At 40.6% G+C, this 17,484-nt stretch carries 13 protein-coding genes; 3 read left to right on the forward strand and 10 right to left on the reverse strand.

Translation table 11 applies throughout. The features are described from left to right. Positions 1–3 precede the first annotated feature (3 nt). The 8 genes from HH214_RS18045 to lpdA all read right to left on the reverse strand — a co-directional run bounded on the left by HH214_RS18045 (position 4) and on the right by lpdA (position 7,692). Positions 4–654: an ATP-binding cassette domain-containing protein gene (locus HH214_RS18045; protein WP_169610002.1), complete on the reverse strand. Its 651-nt coding sequence runs from the start codon at positions 652–654 to the stop codon at positions 4–6. Beyond that, the gene (locus HH214_RS18050) at positions 648–962 is read right to left on the reverse strand and encodes a hypothetical protein (protein ID WP_169610005.1); all 315 of its coding nucleotides are present in this window, start codon (positions 960–962) and stop codon (positions 648–650) included. Before HH214_RS18050 ends, HH214_RS18045 begins: the two co-directional genes overlap by 7 nt. Before the next feature lie 102 nt (positions 963–1,064). After that, complete coding sequence (locus HH214_RS18055; protein ID WP_169610007.1) at positions 1,065–2,495, reverse strand: hypothetical protein; 1,431 nt, start codon at positions 2,493–2,495, stop codon at positions 1,065–1,067. 7 nt (positions 2,496–2,502) lie between these two features. Continuing rightward, positions 2,503–3,474 (reverse strand): aspartyl protease family protein, encoded by a 972-nt coding sequence (locus HH214_RS18060; protein WP_169610009.1) that lies wholly within the window; start codon positions 3,472–3,474, stop codon positions 2,503–2,505. A gap of 53 nt (positions 3,475–3,527) precedes the next feature. Continuing rightward, a complete protein-coding gene (nfi, locus tag HH214_RS18065) occupies positions 3,528–4,241 on the reverse strand; it encodes a deoxyribonuclease V (RefSeq protein ID WP_248282136.1) in 714 nt (237 codons plus the stop codon). A gap of 58 nt (positions 4,242–4,299) precedes the next feature. After that, positions 4,300–5,160, reverse strand: a complete 861-nt coding sequence (locus tag HH214_RS18070) for a sigma-70 family RNA polymerase sigma factor (protein ID WP_090466905.1) — start codon at positions 5,158–5,160, stop codon at positions 4,300–4,302. Positions 5,161–5,327: 167 nt separating this feature from the next. After that, positions 5,328–6,170: an MBL fold metallo-hydrolase gene (locus HH214_RS18075; protein ID WP_169610011.1), complete on the reverse strand. Its 843-nt coding sequence runs from the start codon at positions 6,168–6,170 to the stop codon at positions 5,328–5,330. A gap of 130 nt (positions 6,171–6,300) precedes the next feature. Beyond that, positions 6,301–7,692, reverse strand: coding sequence for a dihydrolipoyl dehydrogenase (gene lpdA, locus HH214_RS18080; RefSeq protein WP_169610013.1), 1,392 nt, complete (start codon positions 7,690–7,692; stop codon positions 6,301–6,303). Between the two features lie 333 nt (positions 7,693–8,025). Between lpdA and HH214_RS18085 the strand changes: the two genes are divergently transcribed. Then, positions 8,026–11,223, forward strand: a complete 3,198-nt coding sequence (locus HH214_RS18085; RefSeq protein WP_169610015.1) for a TonB-dependent receptor — start codon at positions 8,026–8,028, stop codon at positions 11,221–11,223. 98 nt (positions 11,224–11,321) lie between these two features. Here HH214_RS18085 and HH214_RS18090 read toward each other — a convergent pair whose 3' ends face one another. After that, entirely contained in the window at positions 11,322–12,500 is a 1,179-nt protein-coding gene (locus HH214_RS18090) for an AIR synthase related protein (protein WP_211166247.1), read from the reverse strand. Between the two features lie 83 nt (positions 12,501–12,583). Here HH214_RS18090 and HH214_RS18095 point away from each other — a divergent pair, with 83 nt between their 5' ends. Both HH214_RS18095 and HH214_RS22350 read left to right on the forward strand, forming a co-directional pair. Then, the gene (locus tag HH214_RS18095; protein WP_169610017.1) at positions 12,584–14,359 is read left to right on the forward strand and encodes a chloride channel protein; all 1,776 of its coding nucleotides are present in this window, start codon (positions 12,584–12,586) and stop codon (positions 14,357–14,359) included. A 241-nt stretch (positions 14,360–14,600) separates the two neighbouring features. Then, complete coding sequence (locus tag HH214_RS22350; protein ID WP_211166248.1) at positions 14,601–14,753, forward strand: endonuclease domain-containing protein; 153 nt, start codon at positions 14,601–14,603, stop codon at positions 14,751–14,753. Positions 14,754–15,077: 324 nt separating this feature from the next. Here HH214_RS22350 and HH214_RS18105 read toward each other — a convergent pair whose 3' ends face one another. Next, positions 15,078–17,249 carry a glutamine synthetase III family protein gene (locus HH214_RS18105; RefSeq protein WP_169610019.1) on the reverse strand — a complete coding sequence of 724 codons (2,172 nt, stop codon included), beginning with the start codon at positions 17,247–17,249 and terminating at the stop codon, positions 15,078–15,080. Positions 17,250–17,484: the final 235 nt, after the last annotated feature.

Here is a 17,484-nt window from a genome sequence, read left to right on the forward strand (position 1 = left end):
ATATTACTTGCCGCTAAGATAGCCGTAAGTTATTAGTTCATCAGGGTGTTTAATCAATTTTGTACAGCCATTATCAAGCAAAATGATTTTATGACTTACCTCCAGAATATTGTAGTACTGATGGTCGGTTACAATAATGCCTTTGTAAGCAGCGCGACTACGGATGATTTGCTTAATCTCTTCGGCTTGAACCGGCGATATATGTGTAAAAGGCTCATCCAGCAAAATGTAATCAGCTTTGCTGTATAATATCAAGAGTGTTTCCAACTTGCGCAACTCACCGCCTGATAACTCTCTGGATAGTTTTCGGCTATACTGTTGGTAAATCTTATGTGCAGCAAACTCATTCCAGGCTTTTGGGTCAACCAGCATTTGGGCAGCCTGTTGTATCATAATATAACGGGGCAGGTAGTTATGTTGTGGTAAGTAGGCTATTTTACTTTGTATGTAGCCTTTTGGGGTTACTTGATCATCAATGCTGATGTGTTTGAAATCAGGTGTAAGTGTACCGAAAATGATTTTTAACAAGCTTGATTTACCGCAGCCATTACGGCCCAATAAACCGGTTACTTCACCGGGTTTACAGTCCAGGTAAACGTCTTGCAAAATTTTGCGGCCATGGTAGGCTAATTGTACACTATCAACTTTTAACATCCAATGAAACTGATAATATAAAAAAGAAAGACATATAACAGATACATGAAAAAGTCGAGCGCGAATGCACCGGCATAAAGGTTTTTTAAACGATAACCTGCATTATGATAGTAGTAATATACCTGCGGTGAAAAGTAGTATTGAAAGCCAACGGAAGCCGCATAGCCTACAAATTTGACAATGAAACTACCCACCAATTGTCCGAAACCATTGATCCATAAATCTGCAATACCTGCTACACTAAACAACAAATTCCAAAAAAATAGAGGCTTATAAAACTGGAACAGCAGAATACGGAAGTTGCGCATGTGCAGTTACTGATATTAGATTAAGGTTGAAAAACTAAACTGGTATTGGAAGTTGAACGATAGCCGGAGATGGTTATTGTGTTAAATAGTGAGTTGGATAATTTATTGTTCTATCCACAATACGGAGTTACCATTATTGTATTCATTTTGTTCCCACTGGCGGTTGCCTGGGTCTAATATCCACTGCCCATCAACAATAAATTTATAGCGGTATTTTCCGGGTCGTAAACGCATACTGATGTGCCATTCGTTGCCTGCATGTTCAAGCGTGTAGCCTTGCGGGTTCCAATCGTTAAAGTCGCCAGCTAAACGCACCATTTTGGCCGAAGCATAGCCTTTTAAAACAAAAGTATGATTGGGCCTTACTGTTAAAAATGAATTTTGATTATCATTCAATATGGAAGTGTGTGGGTTTTGCGGATCGGTTATCCATCGACCATCTACAATAAACTTGTAATTATAATTACCAGCGGGTAAGGTGTAGGGTAGTAGCCATCCTAAAGCTGTTTTTTGTAACTTGAGCATACTTGGGTTCCAGTTGTTGAAATCACCAGCCAGAAATACATTACGAGCTTCCGGATATGCGTTAAGCCTGAAGACTAGGCTTTCGCCCAATTTTAAAACTGAGGTTAATGTATTGTTTTGTATCTGCGTATCTTTATTAGCCGGATCTTTTATCCATTGCCCGTTTACCATAAAACGATACAGGTAAACACCTTCGTGCAGGTAAAGCTGCTTTTCCCAAGCATTGCCTTTGTGCATCATCACTAGTTCGTTAGCGTTCCATTTATTGAAGTTGCCTGCTACTGAAATGCGGCTGGCATTGTTATACCCAGCTAGTTTAAATGTGTAATTATATCGGTAGTAAATAGAGTTGTATTCGCCATAACCATCGGGCTCTGTCAGGCTGTTGCTGGCATCTTTTATCCAATGGCCATTAATAATGTATTTATAAGCATATACGCCCGGTTCCAGCCGGATGTCAGTAATCCAACCACTATCGGTTCTGGTCATTAATCCTTTCAGCGTGGTCCAGCTGTTAAAATTGCCCGATACTTGTACGCGGCGTGCGTTAGTGTACCCTGGTAAAAAGAAGCGGGTTAAACCCGATGGTAATTCATGTATGGTAGCTTTTAAAAAGTTGTTTATGCCGTACAAAACCTCACCAGGATAACCTGGAGCTGAAATGTTGTTAATAATGCTACTGGTAATTACATAAGGATTAACCTGCAATTGCGTGTCAGATTTATAAAGCGGCCTTTCCAGCTGAATAGTAAATTTTTTAAGCTTATTTATTTTCCAGCCTTTAGTGTTACTGGGGGTAACTTTGCCGCTTAAAATCATGTTGGCTGTTAAATTTTTAGCGCCAGCGGCTTTCAACAGGCTGTCAATTTCAGCCTTGTTCGAACGCATATCAAGTTCCAAGACTAAACGGTTATGTGCAATGCGTATTTGATTATGGTGCTGAGCCACGGCAACTTGTAAACTGCACAGCGTAATGAATACCCATATAAAACGTTTCAGCCGGTTCATGTTATCGTTAGTGCTTGTAAATGTACATTTCAAATTCTTTTTTTACGAAGTTGAGCGTGAATATACCACGCGAGAAAAAGTCGTAACCTAATATGCCATCTACAGAATTGCCGTAGGCTTTACCCAATTGATTTAAGTCTGTAATTAAAATACGATTATTAGTAAACAAATAATTACCGATAGTGAAGTGATCAAACTGCGCGTAGAAAATGTCGTATTTGCAGCCGCCTATACCGACCAGCTTTGCTTTGTTGATGATTTGCATGTACTTCATCACTTTACCGGGGACATCAAAACTCAATAAATTACTTTCAGCCCCAGTATCAAAAGCGAGCCACAATGTTTTTTCATTGATAGTGCCTTTAATAAAAATCACATCGTTCATGTACTTGAAAGGAGTACTGATTTGAGGTTGGGCAAATACGCGTTCTTCGGGCAAGATATTACCACTGGCATCAGTTTTATGCAGGTACAGCACATTATGGAACAAATCAATTGTAATGGCTAGCTTTTCAAAAACCTGAGTGCCTAGTAGGCCTAGTATTTTTATTTTCTTGCTGTTTTCAATAGCTGATAGGTCAGCAACATCGGCCATCAATTTATTGTAATGTAAATCAAAGCCTAAGGAGAAGTTATGCACTTCAGTTCGGAACGTACCAGCCGAGTTACCGTTAACTCCTGCCGATTCGCGATCGCCAAAATGAGGCATATCTCTGAAGTAAGTGGCATTCAGAACCAAATAAGGCGCACCCGTATCCAGCACGAAGTTACCCGCAATTGAATCTACCTGGGCTTCTACAATAATCAGGTTACCGGCTCGCTTAATTGGGATAGTAAAGGTTTTGAAATCATCCGTTTCAACCGAGTCGGTAAAAGTTTGTACCGAACCATTTTTGATTATAAGACAAGGCTTGGCGGCTGCCGTTAAACTAAGCAGTAGTGTGATGATACATAAAGCCAATTGGCCGCCTTTTAACATGGAGTGAATGTGTTCCTATTAGTCGGCGTTAAGTTACTTTATGTTACAGCTAATTAGCTAAATAAATCAAATTGTTGTATGCCGGAGTTGTTCGAGCTATTTTCAACGCGTACTTTGTTAACTAAAATATGCGCTTGCCGGGTTGGTTCGGGTATGCGATAGCTTTTTAAGCAATTTTTAATCACTTCTACACTCTGCTCCAGAGTTACTTTATGGCCTGGCGAAATAAAGATAGGATTACAGTTTTTTTTGCTACGCAAGGCTATGCCGATTACCTCATCACGATCATACATGGGGCTTTGGGAACCGGGTTCATTAGCTGGCTCTTCATAGCGGCCAAACAGCCTGCTTTTAGCGCTGCCAATGGTAGGCGTATTGGTAATAACACCAAAATGCGAGGCAATACCCATACGGCGGCGATGGGCAATACCTTGCCCGTCTAGCACCAGTACATCAGGTTTAATTTCTAGTTTGTTCCAGGCTTCCAATAGGGCAGGTACCTCTCGGAAAGCCAGCAACCCGGATATGTACGGAAATGTAGTGCGACTAATAGCCGTGGCATGGCCGATGATTTCCATTTCAGGGTATTTCAACAACACAATGCCGGCATAAACAACTTCCGAGTATTTATTGAAAGATATATCAGAACCTGCAATAATACGAACAGGCTTGTTTAACGGCTCAAGTTTAATTTGATGCCGAAGTTCCTGCTGGTAGGTTATGGCTTGCTCGGCAGTGAGCTGTTCATATTGGGCTGGTTCCATCATATATAGTATAAAACAAAAAAGCCCCCGGTTGTTTACCGGGGGCCTTCGTAAATCAGGGTTAACCTAAATATGATTTTAAAATTTTACTCCGTGAAGTATGGCGTAAGCGTTGTAAAGCTTTGTCTTTAATTTGACGTACACGCTCGCGTGTTAAATTGAACTTCTCGCCAATTTCTTCCAGCGATAGCGGATGATTAGTGCCTAAGCCGAAGAACAAGACGATAATTTCACGCTCACGTTCAGTTAAAGTAGATAGTGAACGCTTGATTTCTTCAGATAATGACTCGTTAATTAATATAGAGTCGGTATTAGGCTCCTGGTTTTCCAGTACGTCTAATAAAGTATTTTCTTCACCTTGCACGAATGGCGCATCCATAGATACGTGGCGGCCTGAGTTGCTTAGTGTGTCTGATATTTTGTCAACCGTAGTTTCCAGAATATCGGCCAGTTCTTCAGGTGAGGGCTCACGTTCGTATTCCTGCTCCAATTTAGAAAAAGCTTTGCTGATTTTGCTTAACGAACCTACCTGGTTCAAAGGCAAACGTACAATACGTGATTGCTCGGCAATAGCCTGTAATATGGATTGACGAATCCACCAAACAGCGTATGATATAAATTTAAACCCTTTGGTTTCATCAAAACGCTTGGCAGCTTTAATCAAGCCCAAGTTACCCTCGTTAATTAAATCGCCCAAAGTAAGACCCTGGTTTTGGTACTGTTTAGCTACAGATACCACGAAACGCAAGTTAGTTTTGGTTAAGCGTTCCAGTGCAGCCTGGTCACCTTCACGAATCTTTTGAGCTAATATTACTTCTTCTTCGGCAGTTATCAGGTCAACCTTACCAATCTCGTGCAGGTACTTATCCAGTGACTGCGATTCACGGTTGGTAATGGATTGGGTTATTTTGAGTTGTCTCATCTAATTTATTACCTCGATTCTTGTTTTAGAATTGAACGCGCAAAAGTACACATTTGTTATTAATAATTATAGTCAGTTACATGATATTTGCAATACTGTTAATAATTATTTATGCTTTGAACGTCACGTATTTACCACACAATTCGTACCAACTTAAGGTTGTAGGTTTAAATGTCTGTCAGTTTAAACACATCTTTCACCCGAATACCTTTCTCAGTAGTTTGCAGCGTACAGCATTCAGTAGCGGCATCATGTTCAAAGTAAAATACAAAATCATTCTGTATAGCTTCCTCCAAATAAGCAGTTTTCTCCTGTATGGCCTGCAACGGAAACATGTCATACGCAGCTACATACGCAATCGGGATATGGCCGGTAGTCGGAAATAAATCGGCCGCATACAAAATAGTTTTGCCCTTGTACTGCAATACTGGCAGCATCATACTTTCAGTATGGCCCGATACAAAACGGATGTGCATGTGCGTAGTAAATTGGGTATTGTTTTGTATGGGAATAAATTTTAGTCTGCCGCTTTGTTGTAACGGTAAAATATTTTCTGGTAAAAATGACGCTTTTTCGCGAGCATTAGGATTATGGGTTGCCCAATCCCAATGTTGCTCATTACTCCAGTAGGTAGCCTTAGGAAAGGCCGGAACTAATTGTTCGCCATCGCGGTTTACAGCACCACCTACATGATCTAGGTGCAGATGAGTTAAAAAAACGTCGGTAATATCGCTACGGCTAAAGCCGTGTTTGGCTAATGATTGATCTAGCGTATCATCACCATGCAGGTGGTAATAGCTCAAAAACTTTTCGCTTTGTTTGTTACCTATACCGGTATCTATCAGTATCAACCGGTTATCATCCTCAACCAGTAAGCAGCGCATGGCCAGCTCAACCAGGTTATTTTCATCAGCAGGATGTGTTTTTTGCCAGATGGTTTTAGGTACCACACCAAACATGGCGCCGCCATCCAGTTTGAATAATCCAGTATCAATAGTGTACAGCTTCATGGTAAGGTTTGTAGGGGAGAAGATGTTCGTAATTTAAAGAATATAAAAAAGAAAGTCCGTAAGAAGACAAATTAATATAATCTGCCATCTTACGGACTCTTTCGACTTACGAACCTTTTCTCTTAAAAGATTATAAGTGTATTACTTCACCATAAGCTTCCGCAGTAGCTTCCATTAGCGCTTCGCTCATGGTAGGGTGCGGGTGAATAGTTTTAATAATTTCATGTCCGGTAGTTTCCAGTTTGCGTGCGGCAACTACTTCGGCAATCATTTCGGTAACGTTGCTGCCCAGCATGTGCGCGCCTAAAAACTCGCCATATTTAGCATCAAAAATTACTTTCACAAAGCCATCTTTAGCACCGGCTGCACTAGCTTTACCTGATGCTGAGAATGGGAACTTACCAACTTTAATTTCGTAACCGGCTTCGCGAGCAGCTTTTTCAGTATAACCTACCGAAGCTACTTCAGGAGAGCAGTAAGTACACCCCGGTATGTTGCCGTAATTGATAGGTTCTACATGTAAACCAGCAATTTTTTCAACGCAGGTAATCGCTTCGGCAGAAGCTACGTGGGCCAGAGCTTGACCTTTTACAATATCGCCAATAGCATAAACGCCTTCTACATTGGTGCGGTAGTAATCATCAACCAGTACTTTACCACGGTCAAATTTAACACCAGCTTCTTCCAGACCAATACCTTCCAGGTTGGTAGCAATACCTACGGCTGATAATACGATATCAGCTTCCAGTACTTCAACACCTTTGGCGGTTTTAACATTTACTTTGCACACTTCGCCACTGGTATCTACCGACTCTACAGTAGAAGAAGTCATGATGTTGATGCCTTGTTTTTTCAATGAGCGGGCCAGTGCTTTTGATACTTCTTCATCTTCCAATGGAACGATGTTGTCTAAAAACTCTACTACGGTAACTTTGGTACCAATAGCATTATAAACATAAGCGAACTCAATACCGATAGCACCTGAACCTACTACCACCATTGATTTGGGTTGTGTAGGCAACGTCATAGCCTGGCGGTAACCGATTACTTTTTTGCCATCCTGAGGCAGGTTAGGCAACTCGCGTGAACGACCACCTGTGGCTAATATAATGTGTTTGGCTGAATGTTCACTTACTGCACCATCAGCGCTTTTAACCTCAACTTTACCTTGGCCCTTCAGTTTACCGAAGCCCATAATAACGTCAATTTTGTTTTTCTTCATTAAAAACTGAACGCCTTTGCTCATGCCATCGGCTACGCCACGGCTACGCTTAACAATGGCCTCAAAATCGGGCTCACCTTTACCTTCTACTTTAATACCGTAGTCGGCAGCATGATTGATATATTCAAAAACCTGTGCACTTTTAATTAAGGCTTTGGTTGGAATACAGCCCCAGTTAAGGCAAATACCGCCCAGCAGCTCTTTTTCAACGATAGCTGTTTTAAAGCCGAGTTGTGAGGCCCGGATAGCAGCTACATAACCGCCAGGACCAGACCCGATAACAATTACATCGTAGTTCATTATTTTTTGTATTTCTTTCGTTCGACGCCAAAGCTAAATAAAAAGCCTGAAACAATAAAAAATATAGCCTGCTGCTTGTAAGTGCAACTAACACTATAAAGTCATTTTACATGAGTTGGGGAAAAAACCACACAAAATATGGTAGTAAGTACCCGAAAATTAACAGCATTGTAATTTTGAGTAAGCATTTTGGAAATGTTAACATTAAAATAGGTGATTGTTAAAAAATATTGGCAATTGTTAACAATAACTTAACATTCAAAATCAACACATTATCTATATTTGCGTTGAATTTTAAAACAATTTAAACGTTTCATTAAACACAAAACAAGCATGAGAAAAAATTTACTTCTCTTATTTCTTATCCTGTTTACAGCTGTGGGTGCTTTTGCACAGATTACCACAGGTCAGTTAACGGGTGTAGTTAGGGATGCAAAAGGCGAAACACTGCCCGGTGCTACCATTGTAGCGCTGGATGTACCAACTGGTACAAAGTACAGTACAGTGAGCCGGGCCAATGGCCAGTTTGTTATTCCTAACGTTAAGCCAGGCGGTCCGTTTACAGTAACAGTAACTTTCGTAGGTTTTACTGCACGTAGATTTGACAACCTGTATGTTACTTTAGGTACGCCGGTAAAAATTGATGCCGTTTTAGCTGAGGAAGGTAAATCACTGGCTGAAGTAAATGTAAAAGCTACCAAAAAAGGTAGTGTAATTAGTGCGGAAAGAACCGGTCCGTCAACCAACGTGTCTTTGCAGCAATTACAAAGTTTACCAACTGTTAACCGTAACATTCAGGATTTTGCCCGTTTAACTCCTCAAAGTATTTCAAGAACCAGTTCATCTGACGGTTCTGCGGTAGGTATGGAGTTTGCCGGTCAAAGCAATAAGTACAATCAGTTTACGATAGATGGTGCTACAAGCAATGACGTATTTGGTTTGGCTGGTTCTGGTACCAACGGTGGTCAGGCTGGTGCAAACCCTATTCCTTTGGAGTCTATTCAAGAGTTACAGGTAGTACTTGCTCCTTATGACGTTACTCAAGGTGGTTTTACTGGTGGTGGTATGAATGCGGTTACCAAGAGTGGTACTAACCAATTTCATGGTTCCTTGTATGGTTACCTGCAAAACCAAAATTTTATTGGTAAAAGCGTAACTACTGGTTTAAAATACCAAACTTTCAGAAATAAAACTTATGGTGCAAGCTTTGGTGGCCCAATCATCAAAAACAAATTGTTCTTCTTTGGTAACTATGAAAGAATCGACAACAGCACTCCATTGAATTTTGACCCTGCTCAAAGTGGTTCAGGTTCAAACTTTAGCACAACAACGCTGCAACAACTGCATGATTTTGTATTGAACAAATACAATTTTGATATTGGCGATAGCTACGGTAATGTTAACAAAACTCAAGGTTCACACTACGGGTTTGGTCGTATCGACTGGAACATCAGCGATAAGCACAAATTAACTTTGCGCCACAGCTATACTGATGGTACTAATGATGTAATTAGCCGTAGTGCATCATCTATTACTTTTGGCAGCAACGCTTATACTTTCAAAACCAAAACCAACACTTCAGTAGCTGAGTTAAATTCATCTTTCAGCAATAGTGCATCAAACGTATTGCGTTTAACTTACACTGCAACCCGCGATAAAAGATCTACTTCTGATTTTCCTGCAGTGTACATTTTGGATAATAACCTAAGCTACTATTTTGGTGGTGACGGTTCATCAGTTAGAAACAGCCTGAACCAGGATACCTGGACTTTAACTGATAACTTTACTTTATACAAAAACCATCATACCTTTACCTTCGGTACTGATAACTTATTGTATAAATCAAACAATGTATTTATTCAGTACTACTATGGTTCATACCGCTACAACTCTATAGCTCAATTTGAATCAAACTTAGCACCTACAAGCTACAGTGCTTACTACTCAAATGCTGGCGGTAACGATAATGCCAACCAGGTTTTGAAAGCAACACAGTTAAGCGCATACGCACAAGATGTATGGAGCATGAGCGACAAGTTCAAGTTGACTTACGGCGTACGTGTTGACTTACCTGTATTTTTGAATGATCCTGCTGAAAACACTGCATTTAATGCTACTGCTATTGCACAGCAATATGGTGTGAAAACTAATCAGGCGCCTAAATCTACCCCGTTGTTTGCACCACGTGTAGGCTTTAACTGGGATGTAAACGGTGATGCCAGCACTCAAGTACGTGGTGGTATTGGCTTGTTTACCGGTCGTGTTCCGTTTGTATGGGTTTCTAATCAATATGGTGGTACTGGTGTTACGATCACTAAGTTTTCTGCAGGTGCAGCTACCAACCCTAAATTATCAACTGTTTCTTTCAACTACAATCCTAGCGATCCGCACTTGGGTGCTCAGTTAGGTGCCAGCAATGCTGCCAGCGAAATTGACTTGACTGACAAAAACTTTAAGTTTACTCAAACTGTTCGTGGTAACATCGCGGTTGATCAGAAATTAGGTTTCTGGGGCTTGATTGGTACTTTGGAAGGTTTATACACTAAAAAGATTAACGATATTTCTTATCAGAACTTAAACGTGAATGCTACTCCAACCAAAGTTAACATTGGTGGTACAACTCGTCCGTTCTACAATTTTACCCGTATCAATAACAGCTATACGGATGTTATTTATTTAACTAACACCAGCAAAGGTTATGCATATAACCTAACTGCGCAAATCCAGAAGCCAATGAGCCATGGATGGTCTGGTATGTTGGCTTATACTTTCGGTCGTTCAACTTCATTGAACGATGGTACCAGCTCAACAGCGATTAGCAACTGGCGTTTTGCTTATAACGTAAATGGTTTGAATAACCTAGATTTAGCAAGATCGAACTATGATCCAGGATCAAGAGTTATTGGTTATATCTCTAAAAGGTTTACTTATGCTCACAACCATTTAGCAACTACTGTAGGTTTGGTTTATACTGGTCAGTCTGGTCAGGTTTTCTCATACCTGTATAGCAAAAACGTAACTGGTGATGATGCTACTACCAGCTCAAGTGCTGCTAACTTAGCTTACATTCCATCTTCTTTAAGCCAAGCTCAATTTGTTAACCTTACTGTTAATGGTGCTACTGTTACTCCAGCACAACAATGGGCAGATTTCTTAGCTTTCGCTGGTTCTAACAAATATTTGAGAGAACACCTAGGTACTAACTCATTGCGTAACGCTGACCGTATGCCTTGGGAAAATCACTTTGATTTAAAGCTTAGCCAAGAGTTTAAAGTTTACAAAAATCATGCTTTATCAGTTACAGCTGATATCTTGAACGTAACTAACCTGTTAAATAAAAAATGGGGTAATGCATACTACTTAAGCAACCAATATGTAAGCTTATTCAACGTAGTATCACAAACTGTTAATCCAACTTTTACTTTTGACAAAACTAAGTTCCAAACTATTAATGGTACTTTAAGACCATACAACATTAATGATTTTGCTTCTCGTTGGAGAGGTCAAATCAGTGCACGTTACAGCTTCTAAACGTAACTGCTGCCATAAAAAAAGCCCGGCTTGTTTAACAAGCCGGGCTTTTTTATTTAAGAAGAAATCTTTAGAAAGTAGATTGATTTCAATAGTTACTAATAAATAAACTCGCCAAATTCTGATTGTACAGTTACCTGCTTCTTTTCGGCAGCTTCAACATGGCCAATAACTTGCGCATCAATGCCAAAGCTTTTCGAAATCTGAATCAGTTCGGCGGCAATGCTTTCAGGCACATACAGCTCCATACGGTGGCCCATGTTAAACACCTTGTACATTTCCTGCCAATCAGTACCCGATTCTTGCTGTATCAATTTGAATAATGGAGGTACCGGGAATAAGTTGTTTTTAACCACATGCAGCCCTTCAATAAAGTGAAGCACCTTGGTTTGCGCGCCACCGCTACAATGTACCATACCATGTATCTGGCTGCGGTAAGAATCAAGTATCGCTTTAATTACCGGCGCGTAGGTGCGGGTAGGTGAGAGCACGAGTTTGCCAGCAGTTATAGTTTGACCATTGCCAATATCAACTAAATCGGTTAGCTGCTTGCTCCCTGAAAATACCAGATCTTCGGGTACCGCCGGGTCGAAGCTTTCCGGAAACTGATTGGCTATAGTTTTATTGAATACATCATGACGGGCTGAAGTTAAACCGTTAGAACCCATGCCGCCATTATATTCATGCTCATAGTTAGCCTGCCCGTAAGAGGCTAAGCCTACCACTACATCGCCAGCCTGAATACGGTCGTTTGATATGACCTCATCGCGTTTCATGCGGCAGGTTACGGTAGAATCCACAATAATGGTGCGTACTAAATCGCCCACATCGGCTGTTTCGCCGCCAGTTGAATAAATACCAATACCAGAGCTGCGTAGTTCTTCTAGAATTTCTTCTGTACCGTTAATGATAGCTGCAATCACTTCGCCGGGTACCAGGTTTTTATTACGACCTATGGTTGATGACAGCAGAATGTTGTTGGTAGCACCCACACACAGCAAATCATCCAAATTCATAATAATTGCATCTTGAGCAATACCGCGCCAAACCGAAAGGTCATGTGTTTGTTTCCAGTACGTATAAGCCAGAGATGATTTGGTGCCCGCACCATCAGCATGCATAATATTGCAGTACGCAGGATCGTTGCTTAATATATCAGGCACAATTTTGCAAAATGCTTTAGGAAATAGTCCTTTGTCAATATTCCGGATAGCGTTATGTACATCATCTTTGGAAGCGGATACGCCTCGCTGATCATATCTTTGCTGTGAAATCATGGTCAAATATAGGTGTTAGCATTAGCTTTAGGCAGTAAAATCGTTACTTTGCGTTCTTGTTGCTTTAGTGTACTTTATTTACCATGAAGAATCCATTACCATATATTACCAACTGGCGCCTCAAACAAAAAAGCCAGCGGAACTTCTTAATTTATTGCAGTGTTTTTGTAGGCTTAATGGGCGGCTTGGCTGCCGTTGCTCTTAAATATCTGGTTCATGTAATGGAAGAGGTAAGCCGAAATATTGCCCTCAACTTGCCATATCATTTCATTTATGTTTTCCTGCCGGCATTGGGTATATTGTTTACCGTAGTTTATCAGCACCTGATTAACCGTGACCGTATAGCCAAAGGGATAGGCAACATCTTGCTTAGCATAAAAAAAGATAAAGCTAATATTGGCTTTAACAATGTGTACTCTCATTTAATTACCAGTTCTCTAACTGTGGGCTTCGGAGGCTCGTCGGGTTTGGAAGCGCCAATTGTAAGTACCGGAGCGGCTATTGGTTCCAATGTGGGCCGTTTCTTTCAACTGAGCGCTTACGAGAAAACGGTATTGCTGGCTGCTGGCGCTGCTGCTGGTATAGCAGCTGTGTTTAACAGTCCAATCGCCGGTGTGCTGTTTTCATTGGAAATTCTGATTGGTGAAATTACGATACCTACGTTTATTCCGTTGCTAATTGCATCAGCTACCGGGGTAGTGGTAGGGAAGGCATTACATTCAAGACAGTTGTTTCATTTAATAACAGAAGGTTGGCTGATACAAGCTTTACCTTTTTATGCCATGTTAGGAGTATTAAGTGGTTTAACTGCCGTGTATATTACTAAAGTAGCTGATAAGTTAGAGAAAGGTATCTTTCTTAAATACAACCGCTACATACGCGCATTAGCTGGTGGTTTACTGCTGGGATTGATTATTTTGTTATTTCCACCCATGCTAGGCGAGGGCTACCATTACCTACAGGAGGTTTTAAACGGCAACATAGAGGTTTTAAAAGAAGAGTGTTTATATGGCAATTGGCTATCACAACCAGTTTTCATGATTGCCTTTATTGCGGCTTTGGTATTAATTAAAGTAGTAGCAGCCGGTATTACCTTGGGTTCGGGCGGTAATGGCGGTACGTTTGCGCCTACTATGTTTACCGGTGCTTTTTTAGGTTTGTTTTTGGCCTATGGTATCAATCAAACCGGGCTGATTCATTTAAACACCAGTAACTTTATAGCAGTGGGTATGGCCGGTGCTTTGAGCGGTGTATTGCATGCTCCGCTTACTGCTATATTTTTGATTGCTGAAATAACCGGAGGCTATGTACTCTTCATTCCGCTCATGATTGTGTCGGCTATATCATATATCATAGCCAGAGCGTTTAATCCGCACAACATGTACTGGCACACACTGATTCATGAAAAGAACATCAGCCCCGATCAGGACTATAGCATGCTAAATGCCATTAGCCTGGATAATGTGATTAATACCCAGTACACTACTGTAAATAAAGATATGGCCTTGCCTGATTTTATTAAAGTACTATCAGGTGGTAACGCTAATATTTATGCGGTAGTAGATGGTAGTGGTAAATTGGAGGGTGTAGTATTAATGGATTTGATACGGAAGCAGTTATTTGATTCGCAGAAAGCCAATGCTTGTATATCTGATTTGATGATACTGCCACCTGCTGTAATTGAGTACAACCAGCCGGTAAATAGTGTAATGGATACTTTTGATGCGTTGGATGTATGGCAGCTTCCGGTTGTGAAAAACGGCCAGTTTGTAGGTTTTATTTCAAAGTCGGCCTTGCTTACGCAATATCGGCAAGTGTTCATTCAGCAGCACAAGCAAACAGATATTTTTGCTCGGTAAGTTACTGATGATAGCTGGTTAGTAATTATCATATTTAGTTAATAGCTAATTAACCCCTCCCAGCCATCGCGTTATCCAACCGCACCTCTCCCTAGGGAGGGATGTTTTTGTTTATGCTCAATAATTGTTTACGGTCAAGATCATTCCTTGTAATCCCGAATTAAAGGCTCTAGCACGTAAACTGTGTAAGGATATGACTTATGGCGAGGTGTTGCTATGGAATGAACTAAAATAAGATAAGATGTTGGGTTTTGATTTTGATAGACAACGTTGCTTGGATAATTATATAGTTGATTTTTACTGCAAGGATTTAATGTTAGCTATTGAAATTGACGGATTGTCACACCACAATGAGATTGCTTTTATAAAAGACGAAACTTACACCAAAAACTAGAAAGCTTTGGTGTAAGTTTTTTACGATTTAGCGAGGCTGATGTTAAATATGCCAGGTTGAATGTGCTTAAAAGCATTGAAAGCAAAATAATTGAATTGCTAAAAAGAGATACCAACATTAGGTTGCCGAAAAATTTTGTTACAAGCTTATTGTGCTTGCATTAAGTTTTACTTACAAATTCCTCCTTGGGGAGGGGTGCGGCTGGACAGCGCAATGGCTGGGAGGGGTTTAACTAACCAGAATATACAGGCAACTAACGGCTAATTTTAAACAAGAAAGCCTCTGCTGTCTTAGCAGAGGCTTTGTTATGTTAAGCAAGGTGTGTTATTTAATAAACAACAACTCTCTGAATTTTGGCAAAGGCCATAACGAGTCATCTACCAATTGCTCCAATTTATCTACATGGTAGCGGATAGGGTCAAAGAACGATTTAACGGTTTCATCATAAGCAATCGACTTTTCACGGGCGTCTTCAATACCGTTGGCAGATTTTCTTGCTTCTACCATTTGGTCGGCATTTGATTTGATGAAGTTAACGTGCTCGGCAATTTTCTTGATAATGTCTAACTGCGCTGAGTAAGTGCTTTCGTCCAAACCTAAATCTTTCAAGCCTTTGGCATTTTCAACCAATTTGCTTTGGTAAGTGACCGCAGCCGGAATGATTAAACTGTTTACCAGCTCACCCATTACACGAGCTTCAATTTGTAGTTTTTTGTAGTATTCCTCTAACAAAACTTCATGACGGGCATGAGCTTCACGTTTGCTGAATACAACAGTAGCTTCAAATAAGTTCTCGGTTTTTTCAGTTACCAACGCATCTAACGCTTTAGGTGTAGTTTTGATGTTGGATAGACCACGGCTAGCGGCTTCAGTTTCCCATTCGCTGCTGTAACCGTTACCTTCAAAGCGGATAGCTTTAGATTCTTTAATGTATTTTTTGATGATGGTTAATAAAGCCACATCTTTCTTTTCACCTTTTTTAATCAGCTTATCTACCTCAAGTTTAAACTTGGTTAACTGATCGGCTACAATCAGGTTCAGGATAGTCATGGGTGAAGCAGAGTTGGCGGATGAACCTACGGCGCGCAGCTCAAATTTGTTACCGGTAAAGGCAAAAGGTGAAGTACGGTTACGGTCGGTGTTGTCCTTTAAAATCTGCGGGATTTTAGGGATGTTCTGCCACAGCAAAGCTTCATCTTTTGATTTTTTGCTGATGCGTGAAGTTTCAATCTCATCCAGTACCTCGTTCAATTGGCTACCCAGGAAGATAGAGATAATGGCCGGCGGCGCTTCGTTGGCACCTAAACGGTGATCATTATTTACAGAAGCAATAGAAGCGCGTAGCAAATCGGCATGCTCATGTACCGCTTTAATGGTATTAGCAAAAAACGTCAGGAACATCAGGTTGTTCTTAGGCGTTTTACCTGGCGATAACAAGTTTTTACCAGTATTGGTAATCATCGACCAGTTGTTGTGTTTACCAGAACCATTTACACCGGCATAAGGCTTCTCGTGTAACAACACTTTGAAATTATGCTTGCGGGCAACACGGTCCATAACATCCATCAGCAATTGGTTATGGTCAATAGCCAGGTTGATTTCTTCATAAATTGGCGCACACTCAAATTGCGATGGGGCTACCTCATTGTGGCGGGTTTTTAACGGAATACCTAATAATAAGGCTTCAGTTTCAAAATCCTGCATGAAAGCAAAAACGCGACCTGGAATTGAACCAAAGTAGTGGTCTTCCAATTGCTGGTTTTTAGCCGACATGTGACCAAATAAAGTACGGCCGGTTAAATACATATCCGGGCGAGCATTAAATAAAGCCAAATCAACCAGGAAGTATTCCTGCTCAATACCTAATGATGCATTTACCTTTTCAATGCTTTTATCAAAGTAATGGCAAACTTCAACCGCAGCTTTGTCTAAAGCATTTAATGCTTTTAACAGGGGCACTTTGTAATCGAGCGCTTCACCGGTATAAGAAACAAATACCGTTGGGATACACAGCGTAGGGCCCATGATGAAAGCTGGTGATGAAGGATCCCAAGCGGTATAACCACGGGCTTCAAAAGTGTTGCGAATACCACCATTCGGGAAGCTGGAAGCATCAGGCTCTTGCTGAGCCAACGCATCGCCGCTAAATTTTTCAATAGCACCATCAGCAGTTGGCTCGAAAAAAGCATCATGCTTTTCGGCAGTAGTGCCGGTAAGTGGTTGAAACCAGTGTGTATAGTGAGTAACGCCTTTGCTCATAGCCCAAGCTTTCATCGCTGAAGCTACCTGCTCGGCAACGTCACGTGCAATCGGCTCGCCGTTATCAATCGAGTTAATAAGACTTTGGTAAGCTTCTTTAGATACATATTCCCGCATTTTCTTTTTGTCGAAAACGTTGGCGGCATAATAATCGGAAATTTTGGTTCCCGGTGTTTTAACTTCAGGAATTATCCGCGTTAAAACAGATTGTAAAGCTTGAAAACGAATGTTTGACATCTTTTTAGCTGATTTATTGAAAAATTCGCAGCAAAAATATAAATAAGTGCATAAATACAGGGCGAATTAGAAAAGTTTAATGTAAAATAATTGCAAGTGGTACTTCTTAATATAATCTTAACATTCTAAGTGAAATGTTTGTCAAGCTTCTACTTGATTGATATTACAAGGTTATAGCAAAACAAAAATTAGATAAATTCTATTATTTAGAATATAATTCTTAAATATGTATTGT

This window comes from Mucilaginibacter robiniae, assembly GCF_012849215.1.
Taxonomy (GTDB): Bacteria; Bacteroidota; Bacteroidia; order Sphingobacteriales; family Sphingobacteriaceae; genus Mucilaginibacter; species Mucilaginibacter robiniae.